Source organism: Streptomyces sp. NPDC046805 (genome assembly GCF_040645355.1).
Taxonomy (GTDB): domain Bacteria; phylum Actinomycetota; class Actinomycetes; order Streptomycetales; family Streptomycetaceae; genus Streptomyces.
Genome location: NZ_JBEYYC010000001.1, coordinates 269,504 through 287,124 on the forward strand (window position 1 = coordinate 269,504; position 17,621 = coordinate 287,124).

14 protein-coding genes are annotated in these 17,621 nt (G+C 72.5%); all 14 read left to right on the forward strand.

What is annotated here, in order from left to right:
• Positions 1 to 211: 211 nt before the first annotated feature.
• The 14 genes from ABZ910_RS01435 to eboE all read left to right on the forward strand — a co-directional run bounded on the left by ABZ910_RS01435 (position 212) and on the right by eboE (position 17,589).
• Positions 212 to 1,393, forward strand: coding sequence for an ROK family transcriptional regulator (locus tag ABZ910_RS01435; RefSeq protein ID WP_361357369.1), 1,182 nt, complete (start codon positions 212 to 214; stop codon positions 1,391 to 1,393).
• A gap of 145 nt (positions 1,394 to 1,538) precedes the next feature.
• Complete coding sequence (locus ABZ910_RS01440; protein WP_361357372.1) at positions 1,539 to 3,062, forward strand: sugar ABC transporter ATP-binding protein; 1,524 nt, start codon at positions 1,539 to 1,541, stop codon at positions 3,060 to 3,062.
• Entirely contained in the window at positions 3,059 to 4,078 is a 1,020-nt protein-coding gene (locus ABZ910_RS01445; protein ID WP_361357375.1) for an ABC transporter permease, read from the forward strand. Before ABZ910_RS01440 ends, ABZ910_RS01445 begins: the two co-directional genes overlap by 4 nt.
• A 17-nt stretch (positions 4,079 to 4,095) precedes the next feature.
• Positions 4,096 to 5,136 carry a substrate-binding domain-containing protein gene (locus ABZ910_RS01450; RefSeq protein ID WP_361357379.1) on the forward strand — a complete coding sequence of 347 codons (1,041 nt, stop codon included), beginning with the start codon at positions 4,096 to 4,098 and terminating at the stop codon, positions 5,134 to 5,136.
• A 79-nt stretch (positions 5,137 to 5,215) separates the two neighbouring features.
• On the forward strand, positions 5,216 to 6,478 hold the full coding sequence (locus ABZ910_RS01455; protein ID WP_361357381.1) for a Gfo/Idh/MocA family oxidoreductase: 1,263 nt from the start codon (positions 5,216 to 5,218) through the stop codon (positions 6,476 to 6,478).
• Positions 6,479 to 6,513: 35 nt separating this feature from the next.
• On the forward strand, positions 6,514 to 7,512 hold the full coding sequence (locus ABZ910_RS01460; RefSeq protein ID WP_361357384.1) for a sugar phosphate isomerase/epimerase family protein: 999 nt from the start codon (positions 6,514 to 6,516) through the stop codon (positions 7,510 to 7,512).
• 90 nt (positions 7,513 to 7,602) lie between these two features.
• Positions 7,603 to 10,125 carry a carbohydrate-binding protein gene (locus tag ABZ910_RS01465; protein WP_361357387.1) on the forward strand — a complete coding sequence of 841 codons (2,523 nt, stop codon included), beginning with the start codon at positions 7,603 to 7,605 and terminating at the stop codon, positions 10,123 to 10,125.
• A 12-nt stretch (positions 10,126 to 10,137) separates the two neighbouring features.
• Positions 10,138 to 11,490, forward strand: coding sequence for a ThuA domain-containing protein (locus tag ABZ910_RS01470; RefSeq protein ID WP_361357390.1), 1,353 nt, complete (start codon positions 10,138 to 10,140; stop codon positions 11,488 to 11,490).
• A 100-nt stretch (positions 11,491 to 11,590) separates the two neighbouring features.
• Positions 11,591 to 12,754 carry an inositol-3-phosphate synthase gene (locus tag ABZ910_RS01475; RefSeq protein WP_361357393.1) on the forward strand — a complete coding sequence of 388 codons (1,164 nt, stop codon included), beginning with the start codon at positions 11,591 to 11,593 and terminating at the stop codon, positions 12,752 to 12,754.
• A gap of 149 nt (positions 12,755 to 12,903) precedes the next feature.
• Positions 12,904 to 13,812, forward strand: coding sequence for an SCO3242 family prenyltransferase (locus tag ABZ910_RS01480; protein ID WP_361358092.1), 909 nt, complete (start codon positions 12,904 to 12,906; stop codon positions 13,810 to 13,812).
• On the forward strand, positions 13,809 to 14,789 hold the full coding sequence (locus tag ABZ910_RS01485) for a sugar phosphate isomerase/epimerase family protein (protein WP_361357396.1): 981 nt from the start codon (positions 13,809 to 13,811) through the stop codon (positions 14,787 to 14,789). Before ABZ910_RS01480 ends, ABZ910_RS01485 begins: the two co-directional genes overlap by 4 nt.
• Positions 14,786 to 15,484, forward strand: coding sequence for an EboA domain-containing protein (locus ABZ910_RS01490; RefSeq protein ID WP_361357399.1), 699 nt, complete (start codon positions 14,786 to 14,788; stop codon positions 15,482 to 15,484). The genes ABZ910_RS01485 and ABZ910_RS01490 overlap by 4 nt, the downstream gene beginning before the upstream one ends.
• Positions 15,484 to 16,362 carry a TatD family hydrolase gene (locus ABZ910_RS01495; RefSeq protein WP_361357402.1) on the forward strand — a complete coding sequence of 293 codons (879 nt, stop codon included), beginning with the start codon at positions 15,484 to 15,486 and terminating at the stop codon, positions 16,360 to 16,362. The genes ABZ910_RS01490 and ABZ910_RS01495 overlap by 1 nt, the downstream gene beginning before the upstream one ends.
• A 3-nt stretch (positions 16,363 to 16,365) precedes the next feature.
• Positions 16,366 to 17,589 (forward strand): metabolite traffic protein EboE, encoded by a 1,224-nt coding sequence (gene eboE, locus ABZ910_RS01500; RefSeq protein WP_361357405.1) that lies wholly within the window; start codon positions 16,366 to 16,368, stop codon positions 17,587 to 17,589.
• Positions 17,590 to 17,621: the final 32 nt, after the last annotated feature.

The following is a 17,621-nucleotide window of genomic DNA, read 5'->3' on the forward strand; positions in this document are numbered from 1 at the left end:
TCGTAGGGGGGGCGGGGCCGTGTGCCCCGGCGTTCCGGCGTCCCGCGGTCCGGGACCCCGTGGTCCGGCGACCGGGCTTTGTCCTGGGAGTGGCGAAAGTCGGCGGCAATACGTGCGCAACTTCTTCCCAGATTCGGCGGCCGCTGCTACGTTCCCCTCGAAAGCCGGAGCCAGACAGCCGAGTTGAGGCGGGGAGGGGCACGTGAGACGCATGACCGCACGACCCGCTAACGCCCATCAGGCCCGGCTGCTCAGGCTGTTGCGTGACGGGGGACCCAACTCCCGCGCCCAGCTGGGCGACCAGATCGACCTCTCGCGGTCCAAGCTGGCCGTGGAGGTCGACCGCCTGCTCGACACGGGCCTGGTCGTCGCCGACGGACTCGCCGCCTCGCGCGGTGGCCGCCGCTCGCACAACATCCGGCTCGCCCCGAACCTGCGGTTCCTCGGCGTCGACATCGGCGCGACCTCCGTCGACGTCGCGGTCACCAACGCCGAGCTGGAGATACTGGGGCACCTCAACCAGCCCATGGACGTGCGCGAGGGACCGGTCGCGGTCTTCGAGCAAGTCCTCTCCATGGCAGGGAAGTTGAGGGCTTCCGGGCTCGCGGAGGGGTTCGACGGCGCCGGCATCGGCGTCCCCGGCCCTGTCCGCTTCCCCGAGGGCGTCCCGGTGGCGCCCCCGATCATGCCGGGCTGGGACGGCTTCCCGGTGCGGGAGGCGCTCAGCCAGGAACTCGGCTGCCCGGTCATGGTCGACAACGACGTCAACCTGATGGCGATGGGGGAGCAGCACGCGGGCGTCGCCCGCTCCGTGGGCGACTTCCTCTGCATCAAGATCGGCACCGGCATCGGCTGCGGCATCGTCGCGGGCGGTGAGGTCCATCGCGGGGTCACCGGCAGCGCGGGCGACATCGGGCACATCCAGGCCGTGCCCGACGGGCGGCCGTGCGCCTGCGGCAACCGCGGCTGCCTTGAAGCCCACTTCAGCGGCGCGGCACTCGCCCGCGACGCGCTGGAGGCCGCCCGGGAGGGTCTGTCGCCCGAGCTCGCCGCCCGGCTGGAGGCGAACGGCGGCCTCACGGCCGTGGACGTCGCCGCCGCGGCCGCGGCCGGGGACGCCACCTCGCTGGACCTGATCCGGGACGGCGGCACCCGCACCGGTCAGGTGATCGCCGGACTCGTCTCCTTCTTCAACCCCGGCCTGGTGGTGATCGGCGGCGGGGTGACCGGCCTCGGCCACACCCTGCTCGCCGCGATCCGCACCCAGGTCTACCGCCAGTCGCTGCCGCTGGCCACCGGCAACCTGCCCATCGTCCTGGGGGAGTTGGGCCAGAACGCCGGTGTCATCGGCGCGGCCCGGCTCATCAGCGACCACCTGTTCTCACCCGCGTAAGCGCACCATCGTCCGCACGCGCGTCAGCGCACCGTCCGACCGTCGTCCACAGCACAGCGCCTCTGCTCTGCCCTGCCCGAAACCGCCTGTCCCGCAAGCGGTTTCGCCCTGACACCGGCCCGTACGCCCGCCGAGGGGACCACAGATGGCACCAGAACCACCGCTGCTCAGCATGTCCGGCATCACCAAGTCGTTCCCCGGCGTCCGCGCCCTCGACGGCGTCGACCTCGACGTCCAGGCCGGGGAAGTGCACTGCCTGCTCGGGCAGAACGGGGCCGGGAAGTCCACCCTCATCAAGGTCCTCGCCGGCGCCCACCAGCCCGACACCGGCACCATTCGCTGGCGCGGCGAGCCCATCGCGCTCCGCTCGCCCCTCGCCGCGATGCGCCTCGGCATCGCCACCATCTACCAGGAACTCGACCTGGTGGAGCACCTGCCGGTCGCCGAGAACGTCCACCTCGGCCACGAGCCCACCGCCGCCGGCTTCGTCGTACGCGGCAAGGCGGCCCGCACCTCGACCGCCTCCGTGCTACGGCGACTCGGGCACCCGGAGATCCAACCGACTCGCCTCGTCGGGGAGTTGTCGGCGGCGCAGCAGCAGATCGTGTCGATGGCACGGGCGCTCTCCCACGACGTACGGCTCATCGTCATGGACGAGCCCTCAGCCGCGCTCGACCCGGACGAGGTCGACAACCTGTTCCGCATCGTCGGCGACCTCACGGCGGACGGCGTGGCCGTCGTCTACATCTCGCACCGCCTGGAGGAGATCCGGCGCATCGGCGACCGCGTGACGGTGCTGAAGGACGGCCGGGCGGTCGCGGGAGGACTGCCCGCCAGGACGACACCGACCCGCGAGGTCGTGGCGCTGATGACGGGGCGCAGCGTCGAGTACGTCTTCCCCGAGCGGCCGACTCCCGCTCCCGTGCCCGACGTCGCGCCGGTGCTGGAGGTCCGGGGCCTGTCCCGCGAGGGCGAGTTCGAGCCCCTGGACCTCGCCGTCCACCCCGGCGAGATCGTCGGCCTCGCCGGGCTCGTCGGCTCCGGACGCTCCGAGATCCTGGAAACGATCTACGGCGCCCGCAGGCCCACCGGCGGCCAAGTCCTCGTCGACGGCAGCCCGTTGCGGCCGGGCAGCGTACGGTCCGCGGTCCGCGCCGGCGTCGGCCTGGCCCCGGAGGAACGCAAGGCGCAGGCCCTGCTGATGCTGGAGTCGGTCACCCGCAATGTGTCCGTCTCCTCTCTGTCCCGCTTCTCGCGCGGCGGCTGGATCGACCGCCGATCCGAACGGAGCGCGACGCGCGCGGCCGTCCGCGAGCTGTCCCTGCGCCCCGACAACCCCTCCGTGCCGGTCCGCACGCTCTCCGGCGGAAACCAGCAGAAGGCGGTCCTGGCGCGCTGGCTGCTGCGCGGCTGCCGCGTGCTGCTGCTCGACGAACCGACCCGGGGTGTCGATGTCGGCGCCCGCGCCGAGCTGTACGCCGTCGTCCGCCGCCTCGCCGACGAAGGCCTGGCCGTCCTGCTCGTCTCCAGCGAGCTGCCCGAGGTGCTCGGCCTCGCCGACCGTGTCCTGGTACTGCGCGAGGGCAGCGTCGTACACGAGGCGCCGGCCTGCGAACTGGACGAACACCGCGTACTCGACCTCGTTCTGGAAGGAAGCCCGGCGTCATGACGCAGCCCGTCTCCCCGCCGCGGGACAGCACGGCCCAGGTGCCGTCGGCCGGTCGGCTCCCCGGCTGGCGCCACCTGGTGGCCCGCGCCGACGTCCGCACCCTCTCGCTCGTCGGGGTGCTCGCCGTGCTCGTCGTCATCGGCGGCGCCACCAAGCCGGACGAGTTCCTCGACACCCGCAACCTCCAACTCGTCCTCACCCAGGCCTCGGTGATCGGCGTCGTCACGGTCGGCATGACCTTCGTCATCACCTCCGGCGGCATCGACCTCTCGGTGGGCGCGATCGTCGCCCTCGCCTCGGTGTGGGCGACCACGGTGGCCACCCAGGAGTACGGCTTCGCGGGCATCCTCTTCACCGCGGTGGTCGTCGGTGTGGGCTGCGGCCTGGTCAACGGGCTGCTCGTCGCCTACGGCGGCATGGTCCCGTTCATCGCCACGCTCGCCATGCTGGCCTCGGCGCGCGGCCTCGCCCTGCAGATCACCGAGGGCAGGACGCAGATCGTGACTGTCGACGGGGTCCTGAACCTCGGCGAGCGCGACTCCTACGTCCTCGGCATCCCGCCGCTGGTGCTGGTCTTCGCGGTCGTGACGGCCATCGGCTGGCTGGTGCTCAACCGCACCACCTTCGGGCGCCGTACGGTCGCCGTCGGCGGCAACGCGGAGGCGGCCCGGCTCGCCGGCATCGACGTGCGCCGCCAGCGGCTCTACCTCTACCTGCTGTCCGGGCTGTGCTGCGGGATCGCCGCCTTCCTGCTGGTCATCCTGTCCGGCTCCGGCCAGAACACCAACGGCAACCTCTACGAGCTCGACGCCATCGCGGCCGCGATCATCGGCGGCACGCTGCTCAGCGGGGGACGCGGCACCATCACCGGCTCCGTGCTCGGCGTCCTGATCTTCACCACGATCACCAACATCTTCGCCCTGAACAACCTGCAGAGCGACGTCCAGCAGATCGCCAAGGGCGCGATCATCGTCGCCGCCGTGCTGGTCCAGCGCCGTACCGCGAGCACGACCTGAGGAAAGGGTTCACCGTCATGTCGCACCTCACCAGCCGCAGAGGACTGCTCCTCGGGAGTGCCGCCGTGTCCGCCGGTGCCGTCCTCGCGGGTTGCACCAGCAACGAGCCCAAGGACGAGAAGGCCGCCGCGAACGACCGGCCGGCCGCCGACGCCAAGCCCGGCAAGCACGTCACGATCGGCTTCGCCGGTCCCCAGGCCGACCACGGCTGGCTCAACGCCATCAACGACAACGCCAAGAGCCGCGCCAAGAAGTACGCGGACGTGCGCCTGGAGATCACCGAGGGCTCCAACGACACCGCCGCGCAGATCGGTCAGATCGAGACGCTGATCAACAAGAAGGTCGATGTGCTGGTGGTGCTGCCCGCCGACGGCAAGGCGCTCACCCAGGTCGGGCTGAAGGCGATGCGCGCGGGGATCCCGGTGGTCAACCTGGACCGGATCTTCAACACCCCGCAGGCCTATCGCTGCTGGATCGGCGGCGACAACTACGGCATGGGCCTCAACGCCGGCCACTACATCGGCGAGAAGCTCAAGGGCAGGCCGCACGCCCGCGTCGTCGAACTGGCCGGCCTCGACAACCTGGAGCTCACCAAGCAGCGCTCCCAGGGCTTCGACGACGCGCTCAAGAACTACCCCAACATCAGGAAGGTCGCCCGCCAGGCGGCCGAGTTCACGGTCGAGTCCGGACAGGCCAAGATGGCCCAACTCCTGCAGGCGCAACCCAAGTTCGACGCTCTGTGGAATCACGACGACGACCAGGGCGTGGGAGCGCTGCGCGCCATCGAACAGGCCGGGCGGGACGACTTCCTCATGGTCGGCGGGGCCGGGGCGCTCTCCGCGTTCCAGGCGATCAAGCGGGACAACGGCGTGTTGAAGGCGACGGTGCTCTACCCGCCGACGATGGCCGCCTCCGCGATCGACCTCGCCCGCGCCCTCGGCCAGGGCAACGGCGTCGGCGGCCTCGCCGAGTTCGAGATCCCGGCGTCGATCACCCTCTACTCGGCCGTGGTCGACAAGGACAACGTCGACCAGTACATGCCCACCGGCTTCCGCTGACCGCTTCGCCCCGCACCCCCCACGCCACGGCGCCCGCACCCCACGGCGCCCTCACGACGAGGACGAGGAGGACATCCGCATGGGACAGCCCCAGCAGCCGGACGATCAGGACGGGCCCGAGGACCCGGTGAGGCCGGTGCAGGAAGGGGGCCCGCAACCGTCGCCCGCGGGAGCGCCGGCGCTGCGCGTCGGCATGGTCGGATACGCCTTCATGGGCGCCGCCCACTCCCAGGGCTGGCGCACCGCGGGCCGCGTCTTCGACCTGCCGCTGCGGCCGGTCCTGGCCGCGATCTGCGGCCGCGACGCGGCAGCCGTACGGGCCGCCGCCGACCGGCACGGCTGGGCTGCCGCGGAGACCGACTGGCGCGCCCTGGTCGCCCGCGACGACATCGATCTCGTCGACATCTGCACCCCCGGCGACAGCCACGCCGAGATCGCGCTCGCCGCCCTGGCCGCGGGCAAGCACGTGCTGTGCGAGAAGCCCCTCGCGAACACCGTCGAGGAGGCCGTCGCCATGACGGAGGCGGCCGAAGAGGCGTACGAGCGAGGCCAGGTGACGATGGTCGGCTTCAACTACCGGCGCGTGCCCGCCGCCGCGCTCGCCCGGCACATGGTGGCGGAGGGGCGGCTCGGCACGCTGCGGCACGTGCGGGTGTCGTACCTCCAGGACTGGCTGGTGGACCCGCAGTTCCCGCTGACCTGGCGGCTGCGCAGGGAGGCGGCGGGCTCGGGCGCCCTCGGCGACCTGGGCGCGCACATCGTCGACCTCGCGCAGTACCTGGCGGGCGAGCGGCTGACCGGGGTCTCGGGCCTCACCGAGACCTTCGTACGGCAGCGGCCCCTGCCCGGCGGCCCGACCGGCGGACTGTCGGCGGTCTCGGCCGGCGGCAGCGGTCACGTCACCGTCGACGACGCCGCCCTGTTCACCGGCCGCTTCGCCTCCGGCGCCCTCGCCTCCTTCGAGGCCACCCGCTACGCCACCGGTCGCAAGAACGCCTTGCGCATCGAACTCAACGGCGAGCGCGGCTCGTTGGCCTTCGACCTGGAGCGGCTCAACGAGCTGTCGTACCACGACGGCACCGAGACCGCGACCCACGCCGGCTTCCGCCGCATCCTCGTCACCGAGCCCGACCACCCCTATCTGAAGGCCTGGTGGCCCCCGGGCCACGGCCTCGGCTACGAGCACACCTTCGTCCACCAGGCCCGCGACCTCGTGCACGCCATCGCCGAGGGACGCCGTCCCGATCCCTCCTTCGCCGACGGACTCCAGGTCCAGCGCGTCCTCGCCGCGGTGGAGGAGAGCGCCGAGAAGAACTCCGTCTACACGCCCATCGCGGTCTGACACACCACCGAAGCGGTCCGAGGAGGCCACCACAGATGCCGCGCACCTTCACCCTCTTCACCGGACAGTGGGCCGACCTGCCCCTGGAGGAGGTCTGCCGACTGGCCCGCGACTTCGGCTACGACGGGCTCGAACTCGCCTGCTGGGGCGACCATTTCGAGGTCGACAAGGCCCTCGCCGATTCGTCGTACGTGACGTCCCGCCATCAACTCCTCGACAAGTACGGCCTGAAGTGCTGGGCGATCTCCAACCATCTGGTCGGCCAGGCCGTCTGCGACGCCCTCATCGACGAACGGCATCGGGCCATCCTGCCCGCCCGCATCTGGGGCGACGGCGACGCCGAGGGCGTACGGCGGCGTGCCGCGGCCGAGATCGCCGACACCGCGCGCGCCGCGGCCGCCTTCGGCGTCGACACGGTCGTCGGCTTCACCGGCTCCGCCATCTGGCACCTGGTCGCGATGTTCCCGCCCGCCCCCGAGGCGATGATCGAGCGCGGTTACGACGACTTCGCCGAGCGCTGGAACCCGATCCTCGACGTGTTCGACGCCGAGGGCGTGCGGTTCGCCCACGAGGTGCACCCGAGCGAGATCGCCTACGACTACTGGACAACCCGGCGCGCACTGGACGCCGTCGACCACCGTCCCGCCTTCGGCCTCAACTTCGACCCCTCCCACTTCGTCTGGCAGGACCTCGACCCCGTCGGCTTCCTGTGGGACTTCCGCGACCGGATCTACCACGTCGACTGCAAGGAGGCCCGCAAGCGCCTCGACGGGCGCAACGGCCGCCTCGGCTCCCATCTGCCCTGGGGCGACCCGCGCCGCGGCTGGGACTTCGTGTCCGCCGGGCACGGCGACGTCCCCTGGGAGGACGTCTTCCGCATGCTGCGCTCCATCGGCTACCAGGGTCCGATCTCCGTCGAGTGGGAGGACGCCGGAATGGACCGGCTGCAGGGCGCGCCCGAGGCCCTCGCACACCTGAAGGCTTACGACTTCGAGCCGCCGTCGGCCTCGTTCGACGCGGCGTTCGGCAACTGAGCCCGCGTACCACCGACAGCTCTCCGGGATGACGGCGCATCCCGGCGCACGCACCCGCCCCGTACGACCGGCCCCATTCTGGAGGCATCCGTGCACGGGAACGACCGCACCATCCGCCCCGGCAGAACCGAGACGCACAGACGACGCCCGTCCCTGCGCAGGGCGATCGCCCTGCTCGGCAGCGCCCTGCTGGCGGGCGCCACCCTCACCCTCACCGGCCCGCAGGCCGGCGCAGCCGTCGCCGACCCGGGGAACCGGAAGGACACCGCCCCGGCCGCATCCGCCGCCGAGGACTTCCAGCAAGTGACCCTCGCCAAGGGCGAGTCGGAGGTCGGCGAGCCCATGTCGCTCGCCGTTCTCCCGGACCGCTCGGTCCTGCACACCTCACGCGACGGCGAACTCCGCCTCACCGACGCCGCGGGCAACACCCGGCTCGCCGGCAAGCTCGACGTCTACTCGCACGACGAGGAAGGCCTCCAAGGCATAGGCGTCGACCCGCACTTCGCCGACAACCGCTTCATCTACCTCTACTACGCGCCCCCGTTGAACACCCCGCCCGGCGACGCCCCCGAGACCGGCACCGCCGCCGACTTCGCCCCCTTCGACGGCGTGAACCGCCTCTCCCGCTTCGTTCTGAAGACGGACGGCACCCTCGACACGGCGAGCGAGAAGAAGATCCTGGAGGTGCCCACCTCCCGAGGCATCTGCTGCCACGTCGGCGGCGACATCGACTTCGACGCGGCCGGGAACCTGTACCTGTCGACCGGCGACGACACCAACCCCTTCCAGTCGGACGGCTACACCCCCATCGACGAGCGCGCCGACCGCAACCCCGCCTTCGACGCCCAGCGTTCGGCCGGCAACACCAACGACCTGCGCGGCAAGCTCCTGCGCATCAAGGTGAACGCCGACGGCTCGTACTCCGTCCCCGACGGCAACCTCTTCCCGCCCGGCACCGACAAGACGCGGCCCGAGATCTACGCGATGGGCTTCCGCAACCCCTTCCGCTTCAGCGTCGACCGCAAGACCGGCATCGTCTACGTCGGTGACTACGGCCCCGACGCGGGCGCCGCCGACCCGAAGCGCGGCCCCGGCGGCCAGGTCGAGTTCGCCCGGGTCACCGGCCCCGGCAACTTCGGCTGGCCCTACTGCACGGGCGCCAACGACGCCTATGTCGACTACGACTTCGGCACCAAGGCCTCCGGCGCCTCCTTCGACTGCGACGCACCGAAGAACACGTCGCCCCACAACACCGGCCTCACCGACCTGCCTCCGGCCAAGCCCGCCTGGATCCCGTACGACGGCCCGTCCGTGCCCGAGTTCGGCGACGGCTCCGAGTCCCCGATGGGCGGCCCCGTCTACCACTACGACGCGGCCCTCGACTCGCCGGTCAAGTTCCCGCAGGCGTACGACGGGAACTTCTTCGCCGGGGAGTTCGGCCGGCGCTGGATCAGGCGGATCGTGAGCGACGGCAACGGCACCGTGCAGTCCATCAACCCCTTCCCGTGGACCGGCACCCAGGTGATGGACATGGCCTTCGGCCCGGACGGCGCGCTGTACGTCCTCGACTACGGCACCGCCTGGTTCGGCGGCGACGACAACTCGGCCCTGTACCGCATCGAGAACGCCACCGACGGCCACTCACCGGTGGCCCAGGCCGCCGCCGACCGCACGTCCGGGCAGGCGGGACTCAGGGTCCGCTTCTCCTCCGCGGGCACGAGCGACCAGGACGGCGACGCGCTCACGTACAGCTGGGACTTCGGCGACGGTACCCGGTCCACGCAGGTGGACCCGGCGCACACGTACAAGGCGAACGGCACCTACACCGCGACCCTGACCGCGAAGGACACCACCGGCCGCACGGGCAGCGCGAGCGTGCAGATCGTGGTCGGCAACACCGCGCCCAAGGTGGTGCTCCAACTCCCGCAGGACGGCCAGCTGTTCAGCTTCGGTGACGCCGTCCCGTTCAAAGTGAAGGTCACCGACCCGGAGGACGGCGCGGCCGTCGACTGCGCGAAGGTCAAGGTCACCTTCGTCCTCGGCCACGACACCCACGGCCACCCGATGACCTCGGCCAACGGCTGCTCCGGCACCATTCAGACCGGCGCCGACGGCGGCCACGACCAGGACGCCAACATCTTCGGGGTCGTCGACGTCGAGTACACCGACGGCGGGGGCGGCGGCCAGGCCCCGCTCACCTCGCACGACCAGCACGTCACCCAGCCCCGCCACCGCCAGGCCGAGCACTTCGGCGACGCGTCGGGCGTCTCCGTCATCACCAAGGCGACCGCACACGGCGGCAAGACGGTCGGCGACATCGACAACGGCGACTGGATCTCCTTCACTCCGTACGCGCTCGACAACGCCCAGAAGATCACCGCACGCATCTCGTCCGGCGGCGCGGGCGGCACGCTGGAGGTCCGTGCGGGATCGGCGACGGGCACCCTGCTCGGCGCGGCGACCGTGCCGGTGACCGGCGGCTGGGAGAACTTCCAGGACGTGAGCGCCGACCTGTCCCGCACCCCGCACGGCACCACCACCCTCTACCTCGTCTTCAAGGGGAGCAGCGGCGCCCTGTTCGACGTCGACGACTTCACCTTCACGACGGGCTGAGAGGAGACGGCCATGCGTTCAACCGGTTTTGCGGCGACGGCCGTTGCGGCAGCCGCCCTGCTCCTCGGCTGCGTCGCAGCGGGCCCCGCGCACGCGGCCCCGCACCCCGACCACGCCCGGCAGGTGCTGGTGTTCTCCAAGACGGCGGGGTTCCGGCACGACTCGATCCCCGACGGCATCGCCGCGCTACGGCAACTCGGCGAGACAGGCGGCTTCTTTGTCGACGCGACGGAGGACGCCGGCGCCTTCACCCCGGCGAACCTCCGGCGTTACGACGCCGTCGTCTTCCTGTCGACCACCGGCGACGTGCTCGACGACACCCAGCAGCGCGCCTTCGAGGGCTACATCCACCAGGGCGGCGGCTATGTGGGCGTCCACGCGGCCGCCGACACCGAGTACGACTGGGCGTTCTACGGCGGCCTCGCCGGCGCCTACTTCCAGTCGCACCCGGCGATCCAGCCCGCGACCGTGAACGTCGAGGACCGCGCCCACCCGGCGACCTCGGACCTGGCCCGCACCTGGGACCGGACCGACGAGTGGTACAACTACCGCTCGAATCCGCGCAGTCGGGCCCACGTGCTCGCCTCGCTCGACGAGTCGTCGTACCTCGGCGGCACCATGAACGGCGACCATCCGATCGCCTGGTGCCAGGACTACCAGGGTGGCCGCGCCTTCTACACGGGCGGCGGCCACACCAAGGAGTCGTACGCCGACCCCGCCTTCCGCCGGCACCTGCTGGGCGGAATCCGCTGGGCCATCGGCGCCGCCCAGGCCGACTGCCGCCCGGAGAACGGCTACACGCCCCTCTTCGACGGCACCCAGGCCTCCCTGGCGGGCTGGAAACAGACGGGACCGGGCTCCTTCACCCTGGACGCCGACGGCACGCTCACGTCGACGGGCGGGTTGGGGCTGCTCTGGTACGCCGACCGGAGCTACGGCTCGTACTCCCTGAAGCTCGACTGGAAGATGGCCGGCGCCGACGGCGACGACAACTCGGGTGTGTTCGTGGGCTTCCCGCCCTCGGACGACCCGTGGTCGGCCGTGAACAACGGCTACGAGGTCCAGATCGACGCCACGGACGTCCCCGAGAAGACCACGGGTGCCGTCTACAGCTTCCAGTCCGCCGACCTGGCCAAGCGCGACCGCGCGCTGAACCCGCCGGGGGAGTGGAACACGTACGAGATCCGGGTGGAGGGCGAACACCTCCGCGTCTGGCTCAACGGCGTGAAGATCAACGATTTCACCAACACCGACCCGGCCCGGAGCCTGCGCGACGGACACCTCGGCATCCAGAACCACGGAGCCGACGACCAGGTGTCGTTCCGCGACATCCGGATCAAGGAACTGCCCGCGCAGGGCAGCTGAGCGGCGGCGGGCGGGGGACGCCGGACCCCCGCCCGCCGTCTTCGTCGCCCCGTCCCCCTCGCTTTCGCTTCGGGGTTCGCGCACGCCAAGGAGGCTCCCCATGTCCGCGTCCCTCTCCCCAGCCCGTGTGGGGGTGTGGCTGATCGGTGCCCGAGGCTCCGTCGCCACCACCGTCGTGGCGGGCTGTGCCGCCGTGACGGCCGGTCTGCGGCCACCCACCGGAGTGGTCACCGAGACGCCCCCGTTCGCCGACTGCGGCCTGCCGCCGCTTGCGTCCCTGGTCTTCGGCGGCCACGACACGGTGGACTGCCCCCTGCCCAAACGCGCCGAGGCGCTCGCAGCGGGCGGCGTGCTGCCCCACGACCTCCCGTCCGCCGCGGCGGCCGAACTCGCGGCAGCGGACGCCGAGATCAGACCGGGCGGCCCGACACCGGGAGACACCCGCGACGCCGGCCGACTCATCGCCGTGTTCACGGCGGACATCCAGGACTTCGTACGGCGCAACCGGCTGGCCCGCGCCGTGGTCGTGAACGTGGCCTCCACCGAGCCCGCCGCCGTCGCCGGCTCGCTCCCGCCCAGCTCGCTGTACGCGGCGGCGGCCCTGCGCGCGGGCTGTTCCTATGTGAACTTCACCCCCTCGACGGGCCTGCACCACCCGGCACTCGCCGCCGAGGCGGCATCCGCCGGACTGCCCTACGCGGGCCGGGACGGCAAGACCGGCCAGACCCTGCTCCGCTCCGTCCTCGGCCCGATGTTCGCGCAGCGGGCGCTCACCGTGCGGGCCTGGTCCGGCACCAACCTCCTGGGCGGCGGCGACGGCGCCAGCCTGGCCGACCCGGGCGCGGCCGCGGCCAAGAACGCGGGCAAGGAACGGGTCCTCGCCGACACCCTCGGCACGGCACCGCAGGGCGACGTGCACATCGACGACGTCCCCGCCCTCGGCGACTGGAAGACCGCCTGGGACCACGTCGCGTTCGACGGCTTCCTCGGCACGCGCATGGTCCTCCAGACCATCTGGCAGGGCTGCGACTCCACCCTCGCCGCCCCCCTGGTCCTGGACCTCGCCCGCCTGACCCTCCGCGCCCACGAGGCAGGCCTCACCGGCCCCTTGACCGACCTCGGCTTCTACTTCAAGGACCCGATGGGGGACGACGGGCCGTCGGGGCTGGGGGAGCAGTACGCCGCATTGGTGGGCTTCGCGGGACGGCTGCGGGGCGCGGGTCCCGGCCCGGATGCGGACGCGGGGACGGGAGCGCACCGGTGAGGCGGGATGCATCGGTGAGGTGGGGTGCACCGGTGAGGCGGGGTGCATCGGCGCGGCGGGCTGCGGGGAGCGGCGTGGGGGAGGGCCGCGCCGGGCGCGGGGAGGGGGGTGCGAGCGGAGGCGATGGGCCGTCGCGGGCCTGGGCCGAACTGCTGCGCCTGCCCGCCCTGTTCACCGTCCCGGGCGACGCCCTCGCGGGCGCGGCCGCGGCATCGGCGCGCCCCGACTCCCGCACGCTCCTGGCCATCGCTTCCTCCCTCTGCCTGTACGAGGCGGGCATGGCCCTCAACGACTGGGCCGACCGCCACGAGGACGCCGCCGAACGCCCGCACCGCCCCCTTCCCTCGGGCCGTATCCACCCCGCCTCTGCTTTCACCGCGGCCTGCGTCCTCACCGCGACCGGCCTCGCGTTGGCCTCCCGCGCGGGCCGACCCGCCCTGTCCGTGGCGACGCCGCTGGCCGCGACCGTGTGGGCATACGACCTGCTCTTGAAACGCACCGCGGCCGGCCCGGCCGCCATGGCGGCAGCCCGCGGCCTCGACCTGCTGCTCGGCGCCGCGGCCACCCGGCCCACCGCACCCGTCCGCCGGGCGCTGCCCTCCGCCGCCCTCCTGAGCACCCACACCCTGGCGGTCACGACGGTGTCCCGCCGCGAGACGACCGGCGGGTCGTCCCGGGCTCCGCTGGCCGCCCTGGCCACGACCGGCGCGCTCACCTTCCTCGTGGCACGCAACGCTTCACTCGCGGCACGCCGCGCTTCCACCCCCTCCCGGTCTGCTCCCCTCCCTGTCACGTCCCGCCCATCCCGCCCTGGGCGAGGGATCCTGCGGGCGGCGCTCGCTGCCACGTACACCGCGACCGCCGCGCGCCCTTACCTGCACGCCGCCCTCAACCCCTCACCCCCGCTCACCCAGCGAGCCGTCGGCGGCGGCATCCGAGCCACCGTTCCACTCCAGGCCGCGCTCTCGGCCCGTGCCGGCGCCCCGGTCTCCGCGCTTCTCACCGCCACCCTGGCCCCTCTCGCCCGACGGTTCGCGAGGAAGGTGAGCATTACGTGAGCCCACAGCCATCCGTTGCCCCGAGCACCCCGACACCCGAACGAGCCCCCGGCGGCCGGCCGCTCCGCTTCGGCTACGGCACGAACGGCCTCACCGACCTCCGCCTCGACGACGCCCTCGCCCTCCTCGCCGACCTCGGCTACGACGGCGTCGGGCTGACCCTCGACCACATGCACCTCGACCCGCTCGCCCCGGACCTCGCCGCCCGCACCCGCCGCGTGGCCCACCGGCTGGCCGAGCTCGGCCTCGAGGTCACGGTGGAGACCGGCGCCCGCTATGTGCTCGACCCCCGACGGAAACACGGCCCCTCCCTGCTCGACCCGGACCCGGAGGCGCGCGCCCGGCGTGTGGACCTGCTGACCCGGGCCGTACGCGTCGCCGCCGACCTCGGGGCCCACGCCGTCCACTGCTTCAGCGGGATCACCCCGGAAGGCACCGACGAGGACACGGCCTGGCAGCGGCTGGCCGCGACGCTCGCGCCCGTACTCGACGTCGCCGCCACCGCCTGCGTCCCCCTCGCCGTCGAACCCGAACCCGGCCATCTCCTCGCCACCCTCGCCGACTTCCACCGCCTGCGCCACGCGCTCGGTGGCCCCGAACCTCTCGGCCTCACCCTCGACATAGGCCACTGCCAGTGCCTCGAACCACTCCCTCCTGCTGCCTGCGTCACGGCCGCCGCGCCTTGGCTGCGCCACGTCCAGATCGAGGACATGCGGCGTGGCGTCCACGAACACCTCCCCTTCGGAGACGGCGAGATCGACTTCCCGCCCGTCCTCGCGGCCCTGTCCGCCACCGCCTACCAGGGCCTGACCGTCGTCGAACTCCCCCGCCATTCCCACGCCGGCCCCCACCACGCCGCGCTCTCCCTCCCGTTCCTCCGTCATTCGGCGCCTTCCGACACCTCCAGCACGCCCCAACCACCACCATCCCGGGCCGCCGTCGAGCCATCCGCCACCCCTGAAGGGAGAACCGCATGACCGACCGGCACACCCCCGCGGACACCCCGGTGGTCGGCAAGGCCGGCAGCGGCACCCAACCGGACGTTCTCCGGGCTCGCCTGCGCGCCTCCCTCGCCGAGGACGCGCGCGCCTGGTTGGACCGGGCCCTCGACGAGGCCGGTGCCCAGACCGGCACCCGCGGACCCGTCCCCGTCTGGGAGTTGCGTCTCGCGGAGGCCGGTCGCCGCTGTGGCCGTGCGCACGCCGACGCCGCCCGGATCCTCATCCTCCACGCGGCCCGCGCCGACGCCGCCGTGCTCACCCGCGTCTACCGCCAGGGCACCGCCGACGAGCGCCGCGCCGTCCTGCACGCCCTGCCCCATCTCGTGCCGGGACCGGACGCCCTGCCGCTCGTCGAGGACGCGGTGCGCACCAACGACCCCCGCCTCCTGGCCGCCGCCGTCGGGCCGTACGCCGCCCGGCACCTGGACGGCCACAACTGGCGGCACGCCGTCCTCAAGTGCCTGTTCACCGGCGTACCCGTCGACGAGGTGGCGGACCTGGCCCGGCGTGCCCGCGCCGACGCCGAACTCGCCCGCATGCTGGGCGCCTACGCCGCCGAACGGACCGCCGCGGGCCGTCTCGTACCCCCCGACCTGTACCGCGTCCTGGCCCTGACCGAGTCCGCGACCGCACAGCACACCACGGACACCGCCCACGGCAAGGAGTCCTGATGCGCATCTTCGACCCCCACATCCACATGACGTCCCGGACCACCGACGACTACGAGGCCATGTACGCCGCCGGCGTCCGCGCCGTCGTCGAGCCCTCGTTCTGGCTCGGCCAGCCCCGCACCTCGCCCGCCTCCTTCCTCGACTACTTCGACTCCCTCCTCGGCTGGGAACCTTTCCGCGCCGCCCAGTACGGCATCGCCCACCACTGCACGCTCGCTCTCAACCCCAAGGAGGCAGGCGACCCCCGCTGCGTCCCCGTCCTCGACGAACTGCCCCGGTATCTCGTCAAGGACCAGGTCGTGGCCGTCGGCGAGATCGGCTATGACTCCATGACCCCGGCCGAGGACACCGCCCTCGCCGCCCAGCTCCAGCTCGCCGCCGACCACGAGCTTCCCGCCCTGGTGCACACCCCGCACCGGGACAAGCTCGCCGGCCTGCGCCGCACCCTCGATGTCGTCGCGGAGTCCGCACTGCCCCCGGAACGTGTCCTCGTCGACCACCTCAACGAGATCACCGTCAAAGAGGCCAAGGACATTGGATGCTGGCTGGGCTTCTCCGTCTATCCCGACACGAAGATGGACGAGGAGCGGATGGTCGCGATCCTCCGCGAGTACGGCCCCGAACAGGTCCTGGTCAACTCCGCCGCCGACTGGGGCAGAAGCGACCCGCTCAAGACCCGCAAGGTCGGCGACCTCATGCTCGCCAAGGGCTTCACCCAGGACGACGTCGACCAGGTGCTGTGGCGCAATCCTGTCGCCTTCTACGGGCTCAGCGGCCGCCTGAACCTCGACGTCGCCGCGACCGACGCCACGCACGAAGGCAACAGCATCCTGCGCGGTGCCCCCCGAGACCCCGATGCCTACGAGCCGGAGGCGTGAACCGTGCGCTTCCGCCACCCCGACGGCTCGACCGTCCACCTCGCCTACTGCACCAACGTCCACCCCGCCGAAACCCTCGACGGCGTCGTCGCCCAGCTCCGCGACCACTGCGAACCCGTCCGTCGCCGCCTCGGCCGCGACCGGCTCGGCATCGGGCTGTGGATCGCCCGGGACGCCGCGCGCTCCCTCGACACGGACCCGTCCGCGCTGCGGGCCCTGCGCGCCGAACTCGACCGACGCGGCCTCGAGGTCGTCACCCTCAACGGCTTCCCCTATCAGGGCTTCGGTGCCGAGGAGGTCAAGTACCGCGTCTACACACCGGACTGGGCCGACCCCGAACGCCTCGCCCACACCACGGCCCTCGCCCGCATCCTGGCCGGCCTGCTCCCGGACGACACTTCCGAGGGCAGCATCTCCACCCTCCCGATCGCCTGGCGCACGCCGCTGCCACCCACCGGCACCGCGCAGCCGTACGAGACGCAGCAGCCTCCGCCATCGACCACGCACCGGGCCGAGCTCGCCCGCACCGCCCTGCGCACCCTCGCCGAACGCCTCGACACCCTGGAAGAGCTGACCGGCCGCTCCCTTCGCATCGGCCTGGAACCGGAGCCCGGCTGCGTCGTCGAAACCACCCATGACGCGCTCGCCCCACTGACCGCGATCGCCCATGAGCGCATCGGCATCTGTGTCGACACCTGCCATCTCGCCACCTCCTTCGAAGATCCGCACACCGCCCTGGACGCGCTCACCCGCGCCCCCGTCCCCATCGTCAAGTCCCAGCTGTCGGCGGCCCTGCACGCCGAACACCCCCACCTCCCGGAGGTTCGCGAAGCCCTGGCCGCCTTCGCCGAGCCCCGCTTCCTGCACCAGACCCGCACCGTCACCGACGGCGGCGACACCCTCGGCACCGACGACCTGGGCGAGGCGCTCCGGGGCGATGCCCTGCCCGACACCGCGCCCTGGCGCGCCCACTTCCATGTCCCGCTGCACGCGGCACCCGCCGCGCCCCTCACCTCCACGCTCCCGGTTCTCCGGGCCGCCCTGAACCGGCTCGTCGGCGGACCGCACCCGCTCACCCGCCACCTCGAGGTCGAGACCTACACGTGGCAGGCCCTCCCGCCCGAGCTGCGGCCCCGCGCCCGCGCCCAGCTGGCCGACGGCATCGCCGCCGAACTCATGCTGGCCCGCGACCTGTTGACCGATCTCGGACTGAAGGAGCTGCCGTGAGCACCGACCGAGCTGCCGCCGACACCGCCGCC